Source organism: Methanomicrobiales archaeon HGW-Methanomicrobiales-1, assembly GCA_002839675.1.
Classification (GTDB): domain Archaea; phylum Halobacteriota; class Methanomicrobia; order Methanomicrobiales; family Methanospirillaceae; genus Methanoregula.
The window spans coordinates 257,781-272,353 of sequence record PGYM01000001.1 but is presented as its reverse complement, the minus strand read 5'-3'; the positions used below and the strand labels follow the sequence as shown (position 1 = coordinate 272,353).

Annotated in this window: 18 protein-coding genes; 7 read left to right on the top strand and 11 right to left on the bottom strand. The window is 51.2% G+C overall.

The annotated features are described in order from the left end of the window. Positions 1–41: 41 nt before the first annotated feature. The 3 genes from CVV30_01355 to CVV30_01345 form a co-directional block, all read right to left on the bottom strand. On the bottom strand, positions 42–1,076 hold the full coding sequence (locus CVV30_01355; GenBank protein ID PKL70047.1) for an AI-2E family transporter: 1,035 nt from the start codon (positions 1,074–1,076) through the stop codon (positions 42–44). Positions 1,077–1,220: 144 nt separating this feature from the next. Beyond that, positions 1,221–1,376 carry a DUF1328 domain-containing protein gene (locus CVV30_01350; GenBank protein ID PKL70046.1) on the bottom strand — a complete coding sequence of 52 codons (156 nt, stop codon included), beginning with the start codon at positions 1,374–1,376 and terminating at the stop codon, positions 1,221–1,223. Positions 1,377–1,390: 14 nt separating this feature from the next. After that, positions 1,391–1,615 carry a hypothetical protein gene (locus CVV30_01345; protein ID PKL70045.1) on the bottom strand — a complete coding sequence of 75 codons (225 nt, stop codon included), beginning with the start codon at positions 1,613–1,615 and terminating at the stop codon, positions 1,391–1,393. A 448-nt stretch (positions 1,616–2,063) separates the two neighbouring features. Between CVV30_01345 and CVV30_01340 the strand changes: the two genes are divergently transcribed. From CVV30_01340 to CVV30_01320, 5 genes are all read left to right on the top strand, one after another. Next, on the top strand, positions 2,064–2,693 hold the full coding sequence (locus CVV30_01340) for a hypothetical protein (protein ID PKL70044.1): 630 nt from the start codon (positions 2,064–2,066) through the stop codon (positions 2,691–2,693). Positions 2,694–2,707: 14 nt separating this feature from the next. After that, a complete protein-coding gene (locus CVV30_01335) occupies positions 2,708–3,400 on the top strand; it encodes a hypothetical protein (GenBank protein PKL70043.1) in 693 nt (230 codons plus the stop codon). A 441-nt stretch (positions 3,401–3,841) separates the two neighbouring features. Next, entirely contained in the window at positions 3,842–4,942 is a 1,101-nt protein-coding gene (locus CVV30_01330) for a daunorubicin ABC transporter ATP-binding protein (protein ID PKL70042.1), read from the top strand. Then, positions 4,942–6,030: an ABC transporter gene (locus CVV30_01325; GenBank protein ID PKL70041.1), complete on the top strand. Its 1,089-nt coding sequence runs from the start codon at positions 4,942–4,944 to the stop codon at positions 6,028–6,030. Before CVV30_01330 ends, CVV30_01325 begins: the two co-directional genes overlap by 1 nt. 148 nt (positions 6,031–6,178) lie before the next feature. After that, on the top strand, positions 6,179–6,583 hold the full coding sequence (locus tag CVV30_01320) for a pyridoxamine 5-phosphate oxidase (protein PKL70926.1): 405 nt from the start codon (positions 6,179–6,181) through the stop codon (positions 6,581–6,583). A gap of 159 nt (positions 6,584–6,742) precedes the next feature. Here CVV30_01320 and CVV30_01315 read toward each other — a convergent pair whose 3' ends face one another. The 3 genes from CVV30_01315 to CVV30_01305 all read right to left on the bottom strand — a co-directional run bounded on the left by CVV30_01315 (position 6,743) and on the right by CVV30_01305 (position 8,687). Further along, positions 6,743–7,468, bottom strand: a complete 726-nt coding sequence (locus tag CVV30_01315) for a hypothetical protein (protein PKL70040.1) — start codon at positions 7,466–7,468, stop codon at positions 6,743–6,745. Between the two features lie 129 nt (positions 7,469–7,597). Further along, positions 7,598–8,155: a YeeE/YedE family protein gene (locus tag CVV30_01310; GenBank protein PKL70039.1), complete on the bottom strand. Its 558-nt coding sequence runs from the start codon at positions 8,153–8,155 to the stop codon at positions 7,598–7,600. A gap of 10 nt (positions 8,156–8,165) precedes the next feature. Further along, positions 8,166–8,687 carry a hypothetical protein gene (locus CVV30_01305; protein ID PKL70038.1) on the bottom strand — a complete coding sequence of 174 codons (522 nt, stop codon included), beginning with the start codon at positions 8,685–8,687 and terminating at the stop codon, positions 8,166–8,168. Between the two features lie 194 nt (positions 8,688–8,881). Between CVV30_01305 and CVV30_01300 the strand changes: the two genes are divergently transcribed. After that, on the top strand, positions 8,882–9,598 hold the full coding sequence (locus CVV30_01300) for a hypothetical protein (GenBank protein ID PKL70037.1): 717 nt from the start codon (positions 8,882–8,884) through the stop codon (positions 9,596–9,598). A 415-nt stretch (positions 9,599–10,013) separates the two neighbouring features. Next, positions 10,014–11,222 carry an aminotransferase gene (locus CVV30_01295; GenBank protein ID PKL70036.1) on the top strand — a complete coding sequence of 403 codons (1,209 nt, stop codon included), beginning with the start codon at positions 10,014–10,016 and terminating at the stop codon, positions 11,220–11,222. A gap of 61 nt (positions 11,223–11,283) precedes the next feature. Here the strand turns inward: CVV30_01295 and CVV30_01290 are convergent, their stop codons facing one another. From CVV30_01290 to nifS, 5 genes are read right to left on the bottom strand one after another with little or no spacing between them, the layout of a single operon-like run. Next, positions 11,284–11,709, bottom strand: coding sequence for a molybdopterin biosynthesis protein MoeE (locus CVV30_01290; GenBank protein PKL70035.1), 426 nt, complete (start codon positions 11,707–11,709; stop codon positions 11,284–11,286). 9 nt (positions 11,710–11,718) lie between these two features. After that, entirely contained in the window at positions 11,719–11,997 is a 279-nt protein-coding gene (locus tag CVV30_01285; GenBank protein PKL70034.1) for a molybdopterin synthase sulfur carrier subunit, read from the bottom strand. Then, entirely contained in the window at positions 11,994–12,752 is a 759-nt protein-coding gene (locus CVV30_01280) for an adenylyltransferase (GenBank protein PKL70033.1), read from the bottom strand. Before CVV30_01280 ends, CVV30_01285 begins: the two co-directional genes overlap by 4 nt. Before the next feature lie 40 nt (positions 12,753–12,792). Further along, a complete protein-coding gene (gene nifU / locus CVV30_01275; protein ID PKL70032.1) occupies positions 12,793–13,224 on the bottom strand; it encodes a Fe-S cluster assembly scaffold protein NifU in 432 nt (143 codons plus the stop codon). After that, on the bottom strand, positions 13,214–14,413 hold the full coding sequence (gene nifS / locus CVV30_01270; GenBank protein ID PKL70031.1) for a cysteine desulfurase NifS: 1,200 nt from the start codon (positions 14,411–14,413) through the stop codon (positions 13,214–13,216). The genes nifU and nifS overlap by 11 nt, the downstream gene beginning before the upstream one ends. Positions 14,414–14,573: the final 160 nt, after the last annotated feature.

Sequence of the window (14,573 nt, the reverse complement as noted above, 5' to 3'; positions counted from 1 at the left end):
GATTGGGGAGGGATAGGAAATGGGCCGATCGTATGAAAAAATCAGTTCTGGACAGATTCCGATTCCGGGTCGTGTATCACTTCACCAAGCATCCTGGTTCCGGTTACTGCCAGTGCGATGAGCACCGGACCAATAATAAATCCTACAATGCCCATGAACGGGACGCCGGCTAAGATACCGATCATCATCATAACCGGGGGAATGGCAACCCGATGCCCCATCACCACCGGCCGGTAATAGAAATCAATCCATGCACTCAAAAGCGGATACCCCACAACGAGGGTAACACCGGCTCTCCAGATATCCCCGACACTGATAAAATAGAGTGCAAAGAAGAGGAGCATAATCTGCGAACCGAAGAGTGGGATCAGGGTAGCAATACCGATCAGGATAGCATACAGGAAGGGTGTATCTACACCCAGGAAGTAAAAAAACGGCAGAGCAAGAACAAATGCAATAAACGCTGCGGAAATCTGGACAATAATAAGGGCATAGATAGTATTCGAGGAAATCTCCACCATTTTTTCTACTGCTGAATAGAGTTTAAGAGGAAGTGCCTGGGTCAGGGTATCCCATATCTCTTCTCCGTAATACAGAAGCATCGACAGCGAGAGGAAAAAGATAATAATTGACATAAATGACTGCATGACATTACTTGTCAGCGACAGAAGCGATTGCAGCATTAACTGGTTAATGGTATCGGGCATATGGGAAAGCTGTGCTTCGGTCAATGTTGGCAGGACTGCAGAAACACCGGTATTTTTAAAACCGTGTACCATGGAGGCAACCATGGTCCCGATATGATCAATGTTACCAAACACGATACTCGCAGATGCCGACAACGCAAGCAGAATTGCAAGAAGAACCCAGACCGTAATGAATATTACCGATACAGAGGGCCTTACTATTCCCGAAAGCCGTTTATGAAACGACATCAGGGCTATCGCAATGGCAGCTGACCAGACAAACGCTGTCATGAGCGGCCAGAATGCTATGATACAGAGAATATAAATCGAACCAATAAGGAGAACAAGTTGCTTGTTTTCACTTAATTTGATATGATCCACAGGTATCACACCTTTGTGAGGCAAGGAAATTTCCCTCAGGGTTTGATCATTTTTACGATCCAATTTGAGGGAAAAATAGGGATGCCGGGAGATGCACCTTTTTCTGCATGATCCTGCAAGATCCCCTGTTATTTTTGTCCCTCAAAGAACCCGTTACAATATGAACGTGATGATGGCAACTATAACAAAGATTATCACAAGCCATTTTGCGATTTTCATGGTGAAACCGGCTATTCCCTTCAGGCCCAAAATTAAAAATACAAGAGCCAGGATAAGGAATATTACAGCAAAATAGAGTAATCCAGCCATTTTTCACTTCACCATTACTTCTTCTTCAATTCTGATCCGGCTTTATGTGCTGCGATTTTGGCATCTGAAACGGCTTTATGGAGGCCGATTTGTACATCATCAGATACTTTCTGGGCTTCTGCTCCTGCATCTTTAAGGGTGTTATGAGCGGCGACTGTTGCATCATCATATACTGCATGTGCAGCCACGCGGGCGTCATCAACGGCTTTGCTGGCCTTTACTTTCAGATTGTCTGTCATACGGTTTACAACTCCTCAGCCTGACATGATATTCAAGAGATCATCTAAGATTACCATATTTTTTTTAAATCCATATCAGAGCAGCACAGTATATCATTCAAATTTATATAAATATCTCCTGATGTTGTAAATGGGGTTACAAAATCTGAATAAATCCGGAATTCTGGTGTTTTTTAGTCCGGGAGAAAGGTCGAACTTATTTTACCCGGTATCATCCGTAAGGTATCAACCAAATATCTTCCTTTCGTCACCCGTAAAAACTCTGCAGGCATCTGAAAAAGCCGGATAATGTATCAAAAGATCAGTACAGACTATTCAAGGTTGTAAACTCAAATCGGTTTTTTATACTATTACTGCTATGAATCACATAGCTCTGGGATGATAACGTAACCAGGAAAAAACCGGGTAATAGCTCATCACCGTAAAAAAACGGGTCATCCGGGAAACAATGGACTGGATGTACGAGAAGGATAAAAAATCGCAGAGAAACTGGAGTATCTATATGGATGAAATAATTTCACGGGATGATGAAAAAGGCCGGGAACTGGCAAAAGAAACCGGACGAAAACAGGGACAGCAGGAGGAACGTGCCCGGGAAGCACAAAAGGATGGTTGGGGAACCGGTGTAAAGATTATCCTCTCCCTTGTTGTTCTTGCCATCATTGTAGTTGCCATTGGATTTCTGACATTGTCAGTATCGGTAATGACCGTATCACCGGGTAATGCGTTACCATACACGACCAACTATGCCGTTACGTTCCCGGAAGGCCAGCCTATAGCGATCGGGAACTCTCATATCACCGTGCTCTCGTTCCAGAACGAGATAATCTCGGATATTGATGGCAACCGGCAGAAACTTGCAGAAGGAGAGGACCGGGTTATTGAAGAACGGCGGGCATTGATAACGACATTCGGGGTAATTACCCTTGTCGATACCAATTTCCAGATAAATCTTAAGTACAAAGGCAACCGGGATAACCTTGCATACTTTGATATGGCAATTCACACCTCACAGCAGGTGCCAGGTATGCTCCTCAACCGGCTGATTCCCCCCGAGATACATGCACAACCAATGTAAATGGAGCAAATGATATGAAACTTATTTACTCAATCGCAATTTTTGGAGTACTCTTCTTAGTCCTCCTCTCATCAGGATGCACCAGTACAACACCATCAGTCCAGACACCGGTTCCGACACCGGTTCCCACTACTGTAGTGACGATACTTTCACCAACTCCAACGCAAGTACCCTACCCGAACGCTCTGGCCCTGGATCAGTATGCCACTTTCGGGAGCGGGGATGAACAGGGCAAGGCTACCGTGTACCGGTACGATGTAAAACCCGATTACACCTGGACATCGCCTTCATGGAACAGCCCCCGGGAGCAGGCTGCAAAATCACAGCCTCTTGAACTCCAGCCGGGCTACAATATTGAAAAGCCCCAGGAAGGTAATACATTCCTGTTCGTGTATGTCCGGGTCATTAATACCGGTGACAAAGCCGTGTATGCACCTTCAGCAAAACAGTTCGTAGTATTCGATAACGGAAAAATGTACAATTATTCATCGGTCCACAGTTCTGATGTGGTTATTGACACCGTTTTGGGGACACAATATGATTACCAGATCGGGCGGGGCGGGACGGTAGGGTACGTCCAACGCGGTGAAAGTAACGCAGCAGATGGTTATCTCATCTACGAGATCCCCGCTCCGTTCATTCCTGGCACGACCTATGTGGTGAGCAACCTCGATAATAAAAACCAGGCTGCATGGAAACTTGGTTGAACAGGGAGAAGCATGTCCACTCCCCTTTTTTTGGGCACCATCACTTTTAAGAGACACAGCGGGAGATTAATTTTATTTCCCGGGTACAGAGCAGACATGGGGGTGTGCAAATGAGATGGACGAAAAAATTAAGGCACATATTCTCATTCTCCTTCTTGGCGTCCTCATCGGTGCGAGCAGGTACCTTGCCAACTCGCTTATCCTGTGGAACACATCAGTGAGCATGCTGTCAAACCTGAAACAGGAGCTGGACGCAGCGAGATGATCTGGACAGCCTTCATCTTACTAATCATCTCAATTCGACAGAGTGAACATCAGCAGCAAAAAGCCGCATCTGTTAAAAATTGTTTTTCACCCGCACTGAGTCCGGGATTGGTACCCACCGGCATCATCCATTCCCTGTACATTAAGTACTACAAAATCGCACCTAGTTTTTAACATATGAGCCCCCCTGCTGCAGAATCCAGTCAACAGGATGATGTACAACAGCATCCCGGCAGCCGAGGCTCCTGTTCTCCCGAAGATTGTGTTATCCGCATCGAACACCTCTCCAAAACCTTCAAAGACAAGCAGCGGACGGTGACTGCGGTCGATGATGTCACGTTCGATGTGAAACGCGGGGAGATTTTCGGCCTGCTCGGGCCCAATGGTGCCGGGAAGAGTACCTTAATCCGCATCCTCACCACCCTCCTGAGTCCTACTTCGGGCACGGCATTTGTCGACCGGTACGAGATCACCAAAGATCCGGAGAAGATCCGGGGTATCATCGGGGTCTGCCCCCAGAACAGCACGCTGGATAATGAACTCACCGCGTATGACAACCTGGAATTCTACGGTAAATTAGAAGATGTTGATGATCGTATCCTGCCGGACCGGATCTGGGAACTCCTGGCAATGGTTGAGCTGACGGACCGGGCCCACATGAAGGTCCAGACGTTCTCGGGCGGGATGAAACGAAAACTCGAGATCGTACGGGCGTTCATCCACAAACCACTCATCCTTTTTTTAGACGAGCCGACCATAGGTCTTGACCCGGAATCCCGTCGCGAGGTCTGGCAGCAGATCGAGAACCTGAACCGGGAAAATACCACCATCATCTTAACCACGCACTACATGGATGAAGCCGAGAAGCTCTGCGGCCGGATCGCTTTTGTGGACCGGGGCAGGCTCATCTCGCTCGATACCATGGATAACCTGCGACTGCTGCTCCCGGCCGGGGATCTCATCGAGATCGGGTTTGAACGGATGGATGACCGGGTCCTTGATGCCCTCAGGCAACACCCGCTTGTCATATCTGCCACGGTAAAAGAGCAGCAGATTCACATCTCGGCCCGAAGCGGAAATACCGTGTTACCGGCAATCGTGGCAATCTTTGATCGCTATTCCGTGCCCCTGACCTCGATCGCTATCCGGTCACCATCACTTGAGGACGTTTTCATTTACCTGACCGGGAAAAACCTGAGTGGTGATAGCGGGGGAAGTTACAATACTTCCGGCTCGGGCGGGGCAGTCGGAAAACCGGGTGCACGGGGGCGTTTCTGATGCTCAAAGGCGCAATTGCGATCTTCAAGCGGGATTTCAAGAAATTCCTGGGCAACCCGTTCGTCATCATCTTTACCCTGCTGATGCCGATCATGTATCTCGTTATCTTCGGCAACGCCATGGGCGGATCGATCACACACGTCTCGTTAGCCGTAGTCCAGGAAGAGCCTTACCTCGATAATCCTCCCCTTTACCTGGCGACCGTCGAGAGCCTGAAACATATGGCGCAGAAGGATTATCCTCCCACTTTCGATATCGAGGTGTACACGGATGAACTGAAGGCCAAACGGGCGTTGCAGGGCGGGCAGGTGAGCGGAGTCGTGGTCTTTCCCTCGCCCGATTTCCCGGACCGGGCCGTCCGGCTCTACGTGGACAGCTCCGATTATGTTACCCCGACCATGATCGAATCCGGCCTGAATGCAGCGCTCGTACAGTCTGGATTCCGCACCCGGGTTGAGCTCAATAAAATTTACGGGGATATCAAGTATATCCAGTTCTTCGGCGTCGGCGTCATCGTGATGGCGATCTTCATGACCACCATGATGGGCGGCGGCATTGCGCTTATCAAGGACCGGGAGATGGGCATTATCGAGGGCTATCTCGTGACGCCGGTCAAGCGGTCGAGCATCATCATGGGCATGATCGCGAGCGGAACGGTGCGGGCATTTCTCTCGGGATTCATTATTTTTATTGTCGACCTGCTCATTACCGGGATTATCATCCAGAGTACCGAAGATTTCATGCTGGTGCTGCTGGTCCTGTTCATCACCTGCATCGGCATCACCAGTTTCATGGTCTCGATGGCCTCCCGGTTCTCCAACCAGCAGGAGTACGCGTCCATGTCGGCTTTTTTTAACCTGATCCTGTTCATGACCAGCGGCGCTTTTTACCCGGTCATCGGCATGCCGGACTGGCTGCGCTGGATCACGGTGATCAACCCGGAATATTATGCAGTGCATGCCCTCAGGAGCATCATCCTGCGGGGCCAGGGGATTGAAGTGATCGGCATGGATCTCATTGCCCTGTGTATCTTCTCGGTCGCAGCGATACTGCTGGGTATCTTCACGTACCGGCGCACGCTGGAATGATCACCGGGTAAGGGTTTTTTTGGCATCACGTTTTTCCTTTTTTTTATTTTTCCCATCAAAAACCCGGAGAGACATTATCGAACCGGTGCACGGGATCGCAGAAAGTTTTTTGTACTATGATGCTGATGCTGAAGAAGGTGAATTCTCTATGGTAAAATTAACCGCAGACATGAAAGAAGCATTTGGAAAGATGAAAGTCTTCCCGGTAGCAACGGCAACCAAGGATGGCACGCCCAATGTGATCCCGCTGGGAATTGCCGAGCTTGTCAGCGATGATACGGTCTGGTTCGTGGACAATTTCATGAACAAGACACTCTCGAACATCCGGACAAATCCGAAGATCGCATTCTTTGTCTGGGGTCCGGATATCAAAGGATGCTACCAGTGCAAGGGAGTAGCTGCAATCAAGACGAGCGGTACGGAATACGATAAGATGAAGGCCAAGCTCAACATCGAGCACCCGGCTCTTCCGGCACGGTCACTCGTCATCGTAAAGATCACCGAGATCTTTGAATGCAAACCCGGCCCGAAAGCCGGTGCAAAACTCATCTGAACTTTTTTTATATTTTCGGACAGGGGATCCGGCACCCGTTAACATTCGTTATGGACCATCGATGATACGAAATGATTGAGAATTATCCCCCGGTAACCCGGGTCTTCTTTCGGATACGATACTGGCCGCTCCAGATAGCCGTAAAATAAAAAAAATGGGTTATTTTGCGCCGGGCTTTGAACCCGGAGCAGCAGCTACAATTTTTAACGCTTCGGTAATCTCCGGCAGCATCTCAGCGGGTATGCCAATGACCATCTCGCCATCTTCGATTCCTGAGAATTTCCTCGACCCGTCACAGCCCATTGAGAAGTTTACGTGGCCGTTGAGGTAGGTCTGGGCACAGGTGTCCGAGCATACCGACTGGATACCGGCAAACTCGGATTGGATCCTCCCCCCGAGACGGAACATCGTACTCTGCGCGAGTTTCAGCATTGCCCAGGGCGTTGCGATAATGAGAATCACCTGCGGATCGAAAGGGGTCTTTTCGAGCGGGGCATACATGGTTGCATAGGTTTCACCGGTTTGCAGGTGGGGAACATGGTCGATGGTCCGCTTGCACGCAGCGGTACTTTCGAACTTCCCGAGTTTGTAATAGAAATCGCCGGTCTTCAGGCTCTCGGTGATCTCCTTGAGACCCAGCGCCCATGCACCACCATTGCATTCGTGTTTATCTGCAGTGGAATAAAAGATCCGTCCTTCTTTTCGGGCAAGGCCAACCATTGAACAGTGGCGGATCGTCTTGTCAAACGCTTCCATGCCTGCCGGGATGTCTTCCTTTTTTGTCGCGAACCGGAACGCAACCGGTGAACCGCTGAGTTTGAGATATTTTTTCAGCGTCTCTGACGCTTCTGCATAATTGATTGGGATTTTCATACCTGTTGTCATAGTACTACTCCTCAAATGTCCCTGTTTTTTCGAGACTCTACAACTACACCATGTGAGCCGGATTACTTAAACCTGATGAATGTACGAGATCCCTCGCGATCGATACGCACCCGGGAAAAATGGTTTTTCCTATAACCCGAAAAACGCGAGCGCGAGTAAGAATCCGATCATGAGCACTTCCATCAGCACCACGGTCACCCAGAGATTCAGGTGCAGGAAGTCCGGGACCGTGATCGCCGGGAATTTCCCCCACACTAAAATCCGGGTCCTGAGCCGGGGAAAGAGTTCTGCAAAGATCCCGGCACCAATCAGCAGCCCGATCATACCGCCAAAGAGTGCATCAAGTTCCCCGGTACCAACCGCACCGGCAACGGTTCCCGGGCAATACCCGAGCAGCGCAAACCCGACACCGAAGATGAGCCCCCCTATTACGTTTGCTCCCACCGAACCTTCCGCTGCATGTAACCGGACAAGACCGAAATGTTTCAGCAGGTGAAAACCGGCCATCCCGACAATTACGGCCGACAGCATGAGTTTGAGCACGGTAAAATCGGTGAGGAGCAGCTGCCCTTCGATCACATCAAAGCTGGTGACTCCTCCTTTCTGGAGCAGGAAACCAAAGCAGATCCCAAAAAGGAGACCGAGCACGAGCTGTGCAGTTTTATTCTTGTGAAGACTGGCAAACATTTTTCTCACCTCAGCCGATGACCCGGAAGATCAGCAGGGCAGTTGCAATTCCCCCGGCAAAGAAACAGCAGGTAGTGATTATGCTGGCAAGCGAGAGCTGGATCGAGCCGTTGATCCCATGGCCGCTCGTGCAGCCGCCGGCCCAGCGCGAACCTAAGCCCAGCAGGATTCCGCCGGCAAGGGCAACGATCACCCGGGGTACAGGATCGTAACCAAATGCCGTGCCCCACATCGCAGGAACCCAGGAGAACCGGAACTGGCCGGAGAGGAGGGAGGAGATAAATGCGCCGATCACGATGCCGGGAATGATCATGAAGGCCCAGTCCACCTGCGGGATGATCTGCTGGTAATATTCCTTCTTCTCGGTCTTCTCCCGGTTAATGATCCTGCCGATCAGTCCCCGCGCCTTGACAAACGCTGTCGAACAGCCGATAGGCCGGTCAGAGAGAAGGAATGCAAGGCAGCTCAGCACACCGATCCCCGCACCGGCCACGTACGGGGACCACATTGACTGGGTAAAAAATTCAATCATCCTTCAAACTCCTGCCCCGCGATTCCGGGTGGGTGTACACCAGACTCTTCTGAACAAGTCAATAAAGGTTTGTTCAGTACCAACCGGTTTTTTTAAAGAGTGCAGAGCCGGGTCTTTTCTTTATCCTGTTAGGCATTTTCACTTAACGCCATATTTATCCGTCTCTCACCGAAAGTACCTAGCAAGGTGAATTGATGGAATATGGTAAATTATTGGACGATGCCCTTCACTATACCAATGACGGTATCTTTTCAAATGTGAACCGCTGGATGAAACTGATCGTTGCGATCATCTGCCTCGGCATCCCAATGAACGGGTATGTCATGCGGATCTACCGGGGGACCGAGACGGCACCGGAAGTTGACCAGTGGGGCACCCTGTTCGTTGACGGTATAAAACTGATTATTGTCGGGATTATCTACGCGATCCCCATAATGATCCTCTGGGCATTCATCTACGGAGGCATGATGCTTTCTTTAATGCAGGGAAACACTGCCATGATGCAGAACTGGTCGCCCAACTTAGGACTCCTGCTACTGATGTACCTTATCGAGATCATCATCGGTATCATCATGCCGGTTGCAGCCATCCGCTTTGCCCGCACGGGAAGCTTTTCTGAAGCCTTCAACTTCAGTGCAATCCTTGCCACCATCAAACAGATCGGCTGGCTCAATTACATCATCGCGCTGATCCTCATCGCCATTGTGATTTGTATCCCCGTTTTCATCATTATCTTCGCGTTTATCCTGATTGGGGGCATCAGTATGTACATGCTGGGCGGCGGCATGGTTGCCCTCTTCGGGTTTATCGCAGCAGCGATACTCGTTCTCCTTGTTCTCATGCCACTCTTTGGAGTGTTCCAGGCACGGTACATGACCCGGGTATACGACAGTGCTGCCATTGAGACATAATTTATTATTCCTTTTTTTCGGGCCGGAAAAACCTGATCCCAAATACGCCCGTAAATAGCCCCGTTTGCCAATCCGGGCAAGGTCATTTTTTGCGCAGTGGAAACGGTGCCAACGCCCACGGAAAATATTGTTTTAATTGAGTTTTTTCACGAAATAACCATTTAAACGGATTTAAAACCGTGCAATTTAGCGGGCTTACAACAGCCTCTTTTTTTCGCTGGATAGATAGCACGATCAAAATGAGAAAAGGGCGGTTTTGAAGGGGGGGTAGATCTGATAATGAACGGTTCAGCAGTCTCCCAGGCAATGGACATGATTGCCCGGGTCTGGAAACGGGGGCGAGGTCCCGGTTGAACTCGCCATCTAGACCACAAAACCTGATAGCTTATTGTCCCCAACGCCAACCCTATAGAATATGAAACCTGCAACGCCCGGTAACCCTCCATCATCACGGAACAACACCATGGCTCAGTTCTTCTCCACCCATCCTTCCCGAGCGGACAATTTCACGGAATCGGTGATCCGGGAGATGACCCGGCTCTCGCTGAAGCATAACGCGATCAACCTTGCACAGGGTTTCCCGGATTTTCCCTGCCCGAAGGAACTTAAAGACGCGGCCTGCGAAGCGGTCAACGAGGACTACAACCAGTACGCGATCACATGGGGGGCACAGGATCTCCGCGAGGCGCTGGCAGCCCGGGTGCAGCAGTTCAATGGTATGACCTTCGACCCGCAGGCAGAGATCACGGTCACCTGCGGTTCGACCGAGGCGATGATGGCATCGATGCTTGCCCTCATCCAGCCCGGCGATGAAGTGATCGTACCTGAACCATTTTACGAGAATTACGGGCCGGACGCACAGATATCAGGTGCGGTGCCGCGGTACGTCCAGCTTAAGGATAATTTCTCGATCGATGAAGAGTCCTGGAAATCCGCGTTCAATAAGAAAACCCGGGCAATCATCTTAAACACCCCCAACAATCCGACCGGCAAAGTTTTTTCTAAAAAAGAACTCGCGTTCATTGCTGACCTTTGTATTGACCACAACGTGATCGCAATCACGGACGAGATCTACGAACACATCCTGTACGATGGCAGGAAACATGTTTCGATCGGAGCGCTGGACGGGATGCATGACCGGACCATCACTATCGGGAGTTTCTCCAAGACCTACAGCGTCACCGGGTGGCGGGTCGGGTATGCACTCGCAGGTACGGAGATCACAGCCCGCATCCGCAAGATCCATGATTTCTTAACCGTGGGGGCACCTGCCCCGCTCCAGCATGCCTGCGTGGCAGCGCTCCGGCTACCGGAATCCTATTACCATGAACTTGCCCGGGAATATGACCGGAAACGGAAGATCCTTTTTGCCGGGCTCAGGAAGGCCGGGTTCGCGTGCGAGCTGCCGGAAGGAGCATACTATATTTTCACCGATATCGCGGGTTTTGGCATGACCGACACCGAGTTTGCCCGTCACCTCGTGGAAAAAGCCGGGGTTGCGGCGGTGCCGGGCAGCTCATTCTATCATGAAGGAGGAGAGACAAAACTCCGGTTCACCTTCTCGAAAAAGGACGAGACTCTTGGAGAGGCCTGCCGGCGCCTGGAGATGCTGGAGCTCGGGTAGTTCATCGAGCAGGAAAATACGGTTCAAACCGGGTGATAAAAAAAAGAATGGGGGGAGAGGTTCAGCGGGGTTTCCCGCTCCCGTGCCCATGATCGCCCGGCACCCACCGGCCCCCGTCTTTGGTCAGTTCTTTCTTCCAGATGGGGACACCGGCTTTGATTGCTTCTATAATAAACCGGGAACCGGCATACGCTGCTTCCCGGTGCCCGGCACTCACTACAATGATCAGGATATTCTCGCCCACTGAAAGCCGCCCGATCCGATGGATGATATCGACATGCAGGAGACCAAACTGCCGGGTCGCATCATCCGCAATTTTTTCGAGTTCTTTAACTGCCACTTCCTCGTAGGCTTCGAGTTCCATCTCGGTGATCTCATCGTCACGGACAATCCCGTCAAAGACGACAACTGCACCGGTTCCCACTTTTTTTGCAGCAGTGATAAGAGCCCCGATATCGACATCTGCGGTCTGGATTGCGATCATGATGTCCCCCCGTTATCCCCCCGCAACCGGCGGGAAGACTGCAATCTCATCGCCATCTGCAACCGGCGTCTTTGCCGCATCCGCGATCTCGACCCGCCTGCCGTTCTGCATCAGTATCACAAATTCGTGAAACATGCCCTTGTCGTTAAAGATGGCTGCATATCCCGCGGGATTTTTCCGGGCTGTGGTCGTGATCAGGGAGGTAAACATCGTCCCTGGCGCTACTTCGGTCACAATATCCGTTCCGAGCAGTTCGCGGAACTGTGCAAAAAACCGGATCTTAACGGTCATTTCTTCATCCTCGCATGTGTTGTTGTTGCTTTCATGCCACTGCACGCTTCGCAAGCGGGATTGCGCTCAACACAGAGTTCTTCCGCATGCGCCTCCATCCCATCCCAGATGAAGAGCCGGTTTGTCAGCAGTCTGCCGCTGCCGGTCAGGTACTTGATCACTTCATTTGCCTGGATTGTACCAATGATGCCCGGCGTTACTCCTACTACCGGGAATATTTCCTCGGGCGGGGCCTTGGGGAAGATGCATTTCAGGCACGGTGTGATGCCGGGTATAATCGTGGTTGCCTGCCCGTAGAATCCCCGGATCCCCCCATGGAAGAGCGGGATCTCCTGTGCAATCGCAACATCATTGAGCAGGTACCGTGTCGGGAAATTGTCCAGGGCATCCACAATCCCGTCAGCACTTCCAATGAGTTTTGTTACGTTCGATACACCGATACGTGCATCGATCGCATTGACCGTGATATCCGGATTGAGTTCCCGCAGTTTCTCTTCTGCTGAAACTATTTTCTTCTTCCCGGCATCCCGGTCGAAGTGGAGAATCTGGCGGTTCAGGTTTGACGGGGCAACCACATCCATATCAACGATGGTGATCATTCCCACACCGGCTACCGCAAGATAGATGGAGACAGGCGAACCCAGTCCCCCGGCACCGGCAATAAAGATATGCGCCTTTTTCAGCCGCTCCTGGCCATCTTCGCCAAAGAGCATCATCTGCCGCTTGTACCGTTCGAGTTCCCGTTCTGAAAACATTGTTCACCAGATTTTTGTATACCTGTGCAGCTGACGGCCCCTAGTGCTCGCAGGTCATATCTTCGTGTTCATGCGAGTGGGGATTCTTTTCCACCCATGGTTCAAGCCCTTTTTTCACCCGGTAATCATTGATTGCCTTGTGAATCCCTTCTTCGGCCAGCACCGAGCAGTGCATCTTGATCGGGGGGAGACCTTCGAGTGCCTCAGCCACGGCAAGGTTCGAGATTTCCCAGGCTTCTTCGAGCGTCTTTCCCCGGACCAGTTCGGTTGCCATGCTGCTGGAGGCAATCGCAGCACCGCAGCCGAACGTCTTGAACTTCGCGTCGGTGACGATGTTGTTCTCGATTGTCAGGAAGATCTTCATGATGTCCCCGCAGACAGGGTTGCCGACTTCACCGATGCCATCGGCATTCTCGATCTCTCCAACATTCCGGGGGTTCTTGAAATGGTCCATGACCTTGTCACTGTACATTGCAGCCACCTTCCTTCTCGCTCTTTACGTATAACGGGGACATATCCCGCAGTTTTGCAACCACTTTGGGGAGCACTTCGAGCACAACATCCACATCTGCATCCATATTGGCATCGCCGAGCGTGAGCCGGAGCGAACCGTGCGATATCTCTACCGGCAGGCCGGTTGCGAGCAGTACATGGGACGGTTCAAGCGATCCGGAGGTGCAGGCACTTCCGGTGGAGGCGCAGATGCCCTCGTCATCGAGCCAGAGGAGCATGGACTCGCCTTCAATAAATTCAAAACTCACGTTAAAATTGCCCGGGAGACGTTTTTCCGGGTGCCCGTTGAGCCGGGCATGCGATATCGTAGAGAGGACGCCTTTGATGAGCCGGTCCCGCATTGCTCGGATCTTTGCGGAATGCCCGGGGATATCCGCAGTCGCCATTTCGATTGCTTTTCCCAGGCCAACAATGCCGGCAATATTTTCAGTACCCGCACGCTTCCTGCGCTCCTGTCCCCCGCCGTGCATCAGGTTCTCGATCCGGACTCCTTTTTTGATGTAGAGGGCCCCGACCCCCTTGGGGCCATAGAACTTATGGGCCGAGAGCGAGAGCAGGTCGATGTTCTGCGCCTTCACATCGATCTGGACGCTGCCGATCACCTGCACGGCATCGGTATGAAAGTACACCTTGTGTTTGCGGGCGATGGCACCGAGCTCGGCGATAGGTTCGATCGTACCGATCTCGTTGTTCGCATACATGATCGAGATCAGGATCGTTTTTTCCGTGATTGCTTTTTCAAGCACGGCAGGATCCACCAGCCCGTACTGGTCAACGGGGAGGTACGTAACTTCGAATCCTTCCTTTTCAAGGAACTGGCAGGTGTGAAGCACGGCATGATGCTCGATCTGCGTGGTGATGATATGGTTGCCCCGCTTCCGGTTTGCATAAGCCACCCCCTTGATCGCCCAGTTGTCCGACTCGCTCCCACCCGAAGTAAAATAAATTTCATCCGGGTCAGCACCCAGCGCCTTTGCCGTCTGCACCCGTGCGGCATCGATCGCTTTTTTGGATTCGCGGGCAATGCCATAGATGGATGACGGGTTACCGAAATGTTCCGTGAAATAGGGGATCATTTCGCTCACAACTTCCGGTTTCACATACGTGGTTGCGGAATGATCCATGTAGATTGTTCGTTGTGCTCCCATGGCTTTACTCGTACCTGAATATCTGTGTGGATAGTGAGATTATTCTTTCCCACCCGTGCGTGCGGAAATATCCCGTTTTATTCTTCTGAAACATGCGGGAGAATGAACCGCACAAAGTTTCTTTAGGTTTTCCGGTTCAATTTACCATTGATAGAACCAT

Bases quoted from the DNA above. Each gene is read 5' to 3' on its own strand.
- nifS (PKL70031.1), bottom strand. From the start codon at position 14,413: ATGGGAGCACAACGAACAATCTACATGGATCATTCCGCAACCACGTAT.
- CVV30_01285 (PKL70034.1), bottom strand. From the start codon at position 11,997: ATGACCGTTAAGATCCGGTTTTTTGCACAGTTCCGCGAACTGCTCGGA.
- CVV30_01300 (PKL70037.1), top strand. From the start codon at position 8,882: ATGGAATATGGTAAATTATTGGACGATGCCCTTCACTATACCAATGAC.
- CVV30_01350 (PKL70046.1), bottom strand. From the start codon at position 1,376: ATGGCTGGATTACTCTATTTTGCTGTAATATTCCTTATCCTGGCTCTT.
- CVV30_01310 (PKL70039.1), bottom strand. From the start codon at position 8,155: ATGTTTGCCAGTCTTCACAAGAATAAAACTGCACAGCTCGTGCTCGGT.
- CVV30_01330 (PKL70042.1), top strand. From the start codon at position 3,842: ATGAGCCCCCCTGCTGCAGAATCCAGTCAACAGGATGATGTACAACAG.
- CVV30_01315 (PKL70040.1), bottom strand. From the start codon at position 7,468: ATGACAACAGGTATGAAAATCCCAATCAATTATGCAGAAGCGTCAGAG.
- CVV30_01335 (PKL70043.1), top strand. From the start codon at position 2,708: ATGAAACTTATTTACTCAATCGCAATTTTTGGAGTACTCTTCTTAGTC.
- CVV30_01280 (PKL70033.1), bottom strand. From the start codon at position 12,752: ATGTTTTCAGAACGGGAACTCGAACGGTACAAGCGGCAGATGATGCTC.
- CVV30_01325 (PKL70041.1), top strand. From the start codon at position 4,942: ATGCTCAAAGGCGCAATTGCGATCTTCAAGCGGGATTTCAAGAAATTC.
- CVV30_01305 (PKL70038.1), bottom strand. From the start codon at position 8,687: ATGATTGAATTTTTTACCCAGTCAATGTGGTCCCCGTACGTGGCCGGT.
- CVV30_01345 (PKL70045.1), bottom strand. From the start codon at position 1,615: ATGACAGACAATCTGAAAGTAAAGGCCAGCAAAGCCGTTGATGACGCC.
- nifU (PKL70032.1), bottom strand. From the start codon at position 13,224: ATGTACAGTGACAAGGTCATGGACCATTTCAAGAACCCCCGGAATGTT.
- CVV30_01295 (PKL70036.1), top strand. From the start codon at position 10,014: ATGAAACCTGCAACGCCCGGTAACCCTCCATCATCACGGAACAACACC.
- CVV30_01340 (PKL70044.1), top strand. From the start codon at position 2,064: ATGGACTGGATGTACGAGAAGGATAAAAAATCGCAGAGAAACTGGAGT.
- CVV30_01320 (PKL70926.1), top strand. From the start codon at position 6,179: ATGGTAAAATTAACCGCAGACATGAAAGAAGCATTTGGAAAGATGAAA.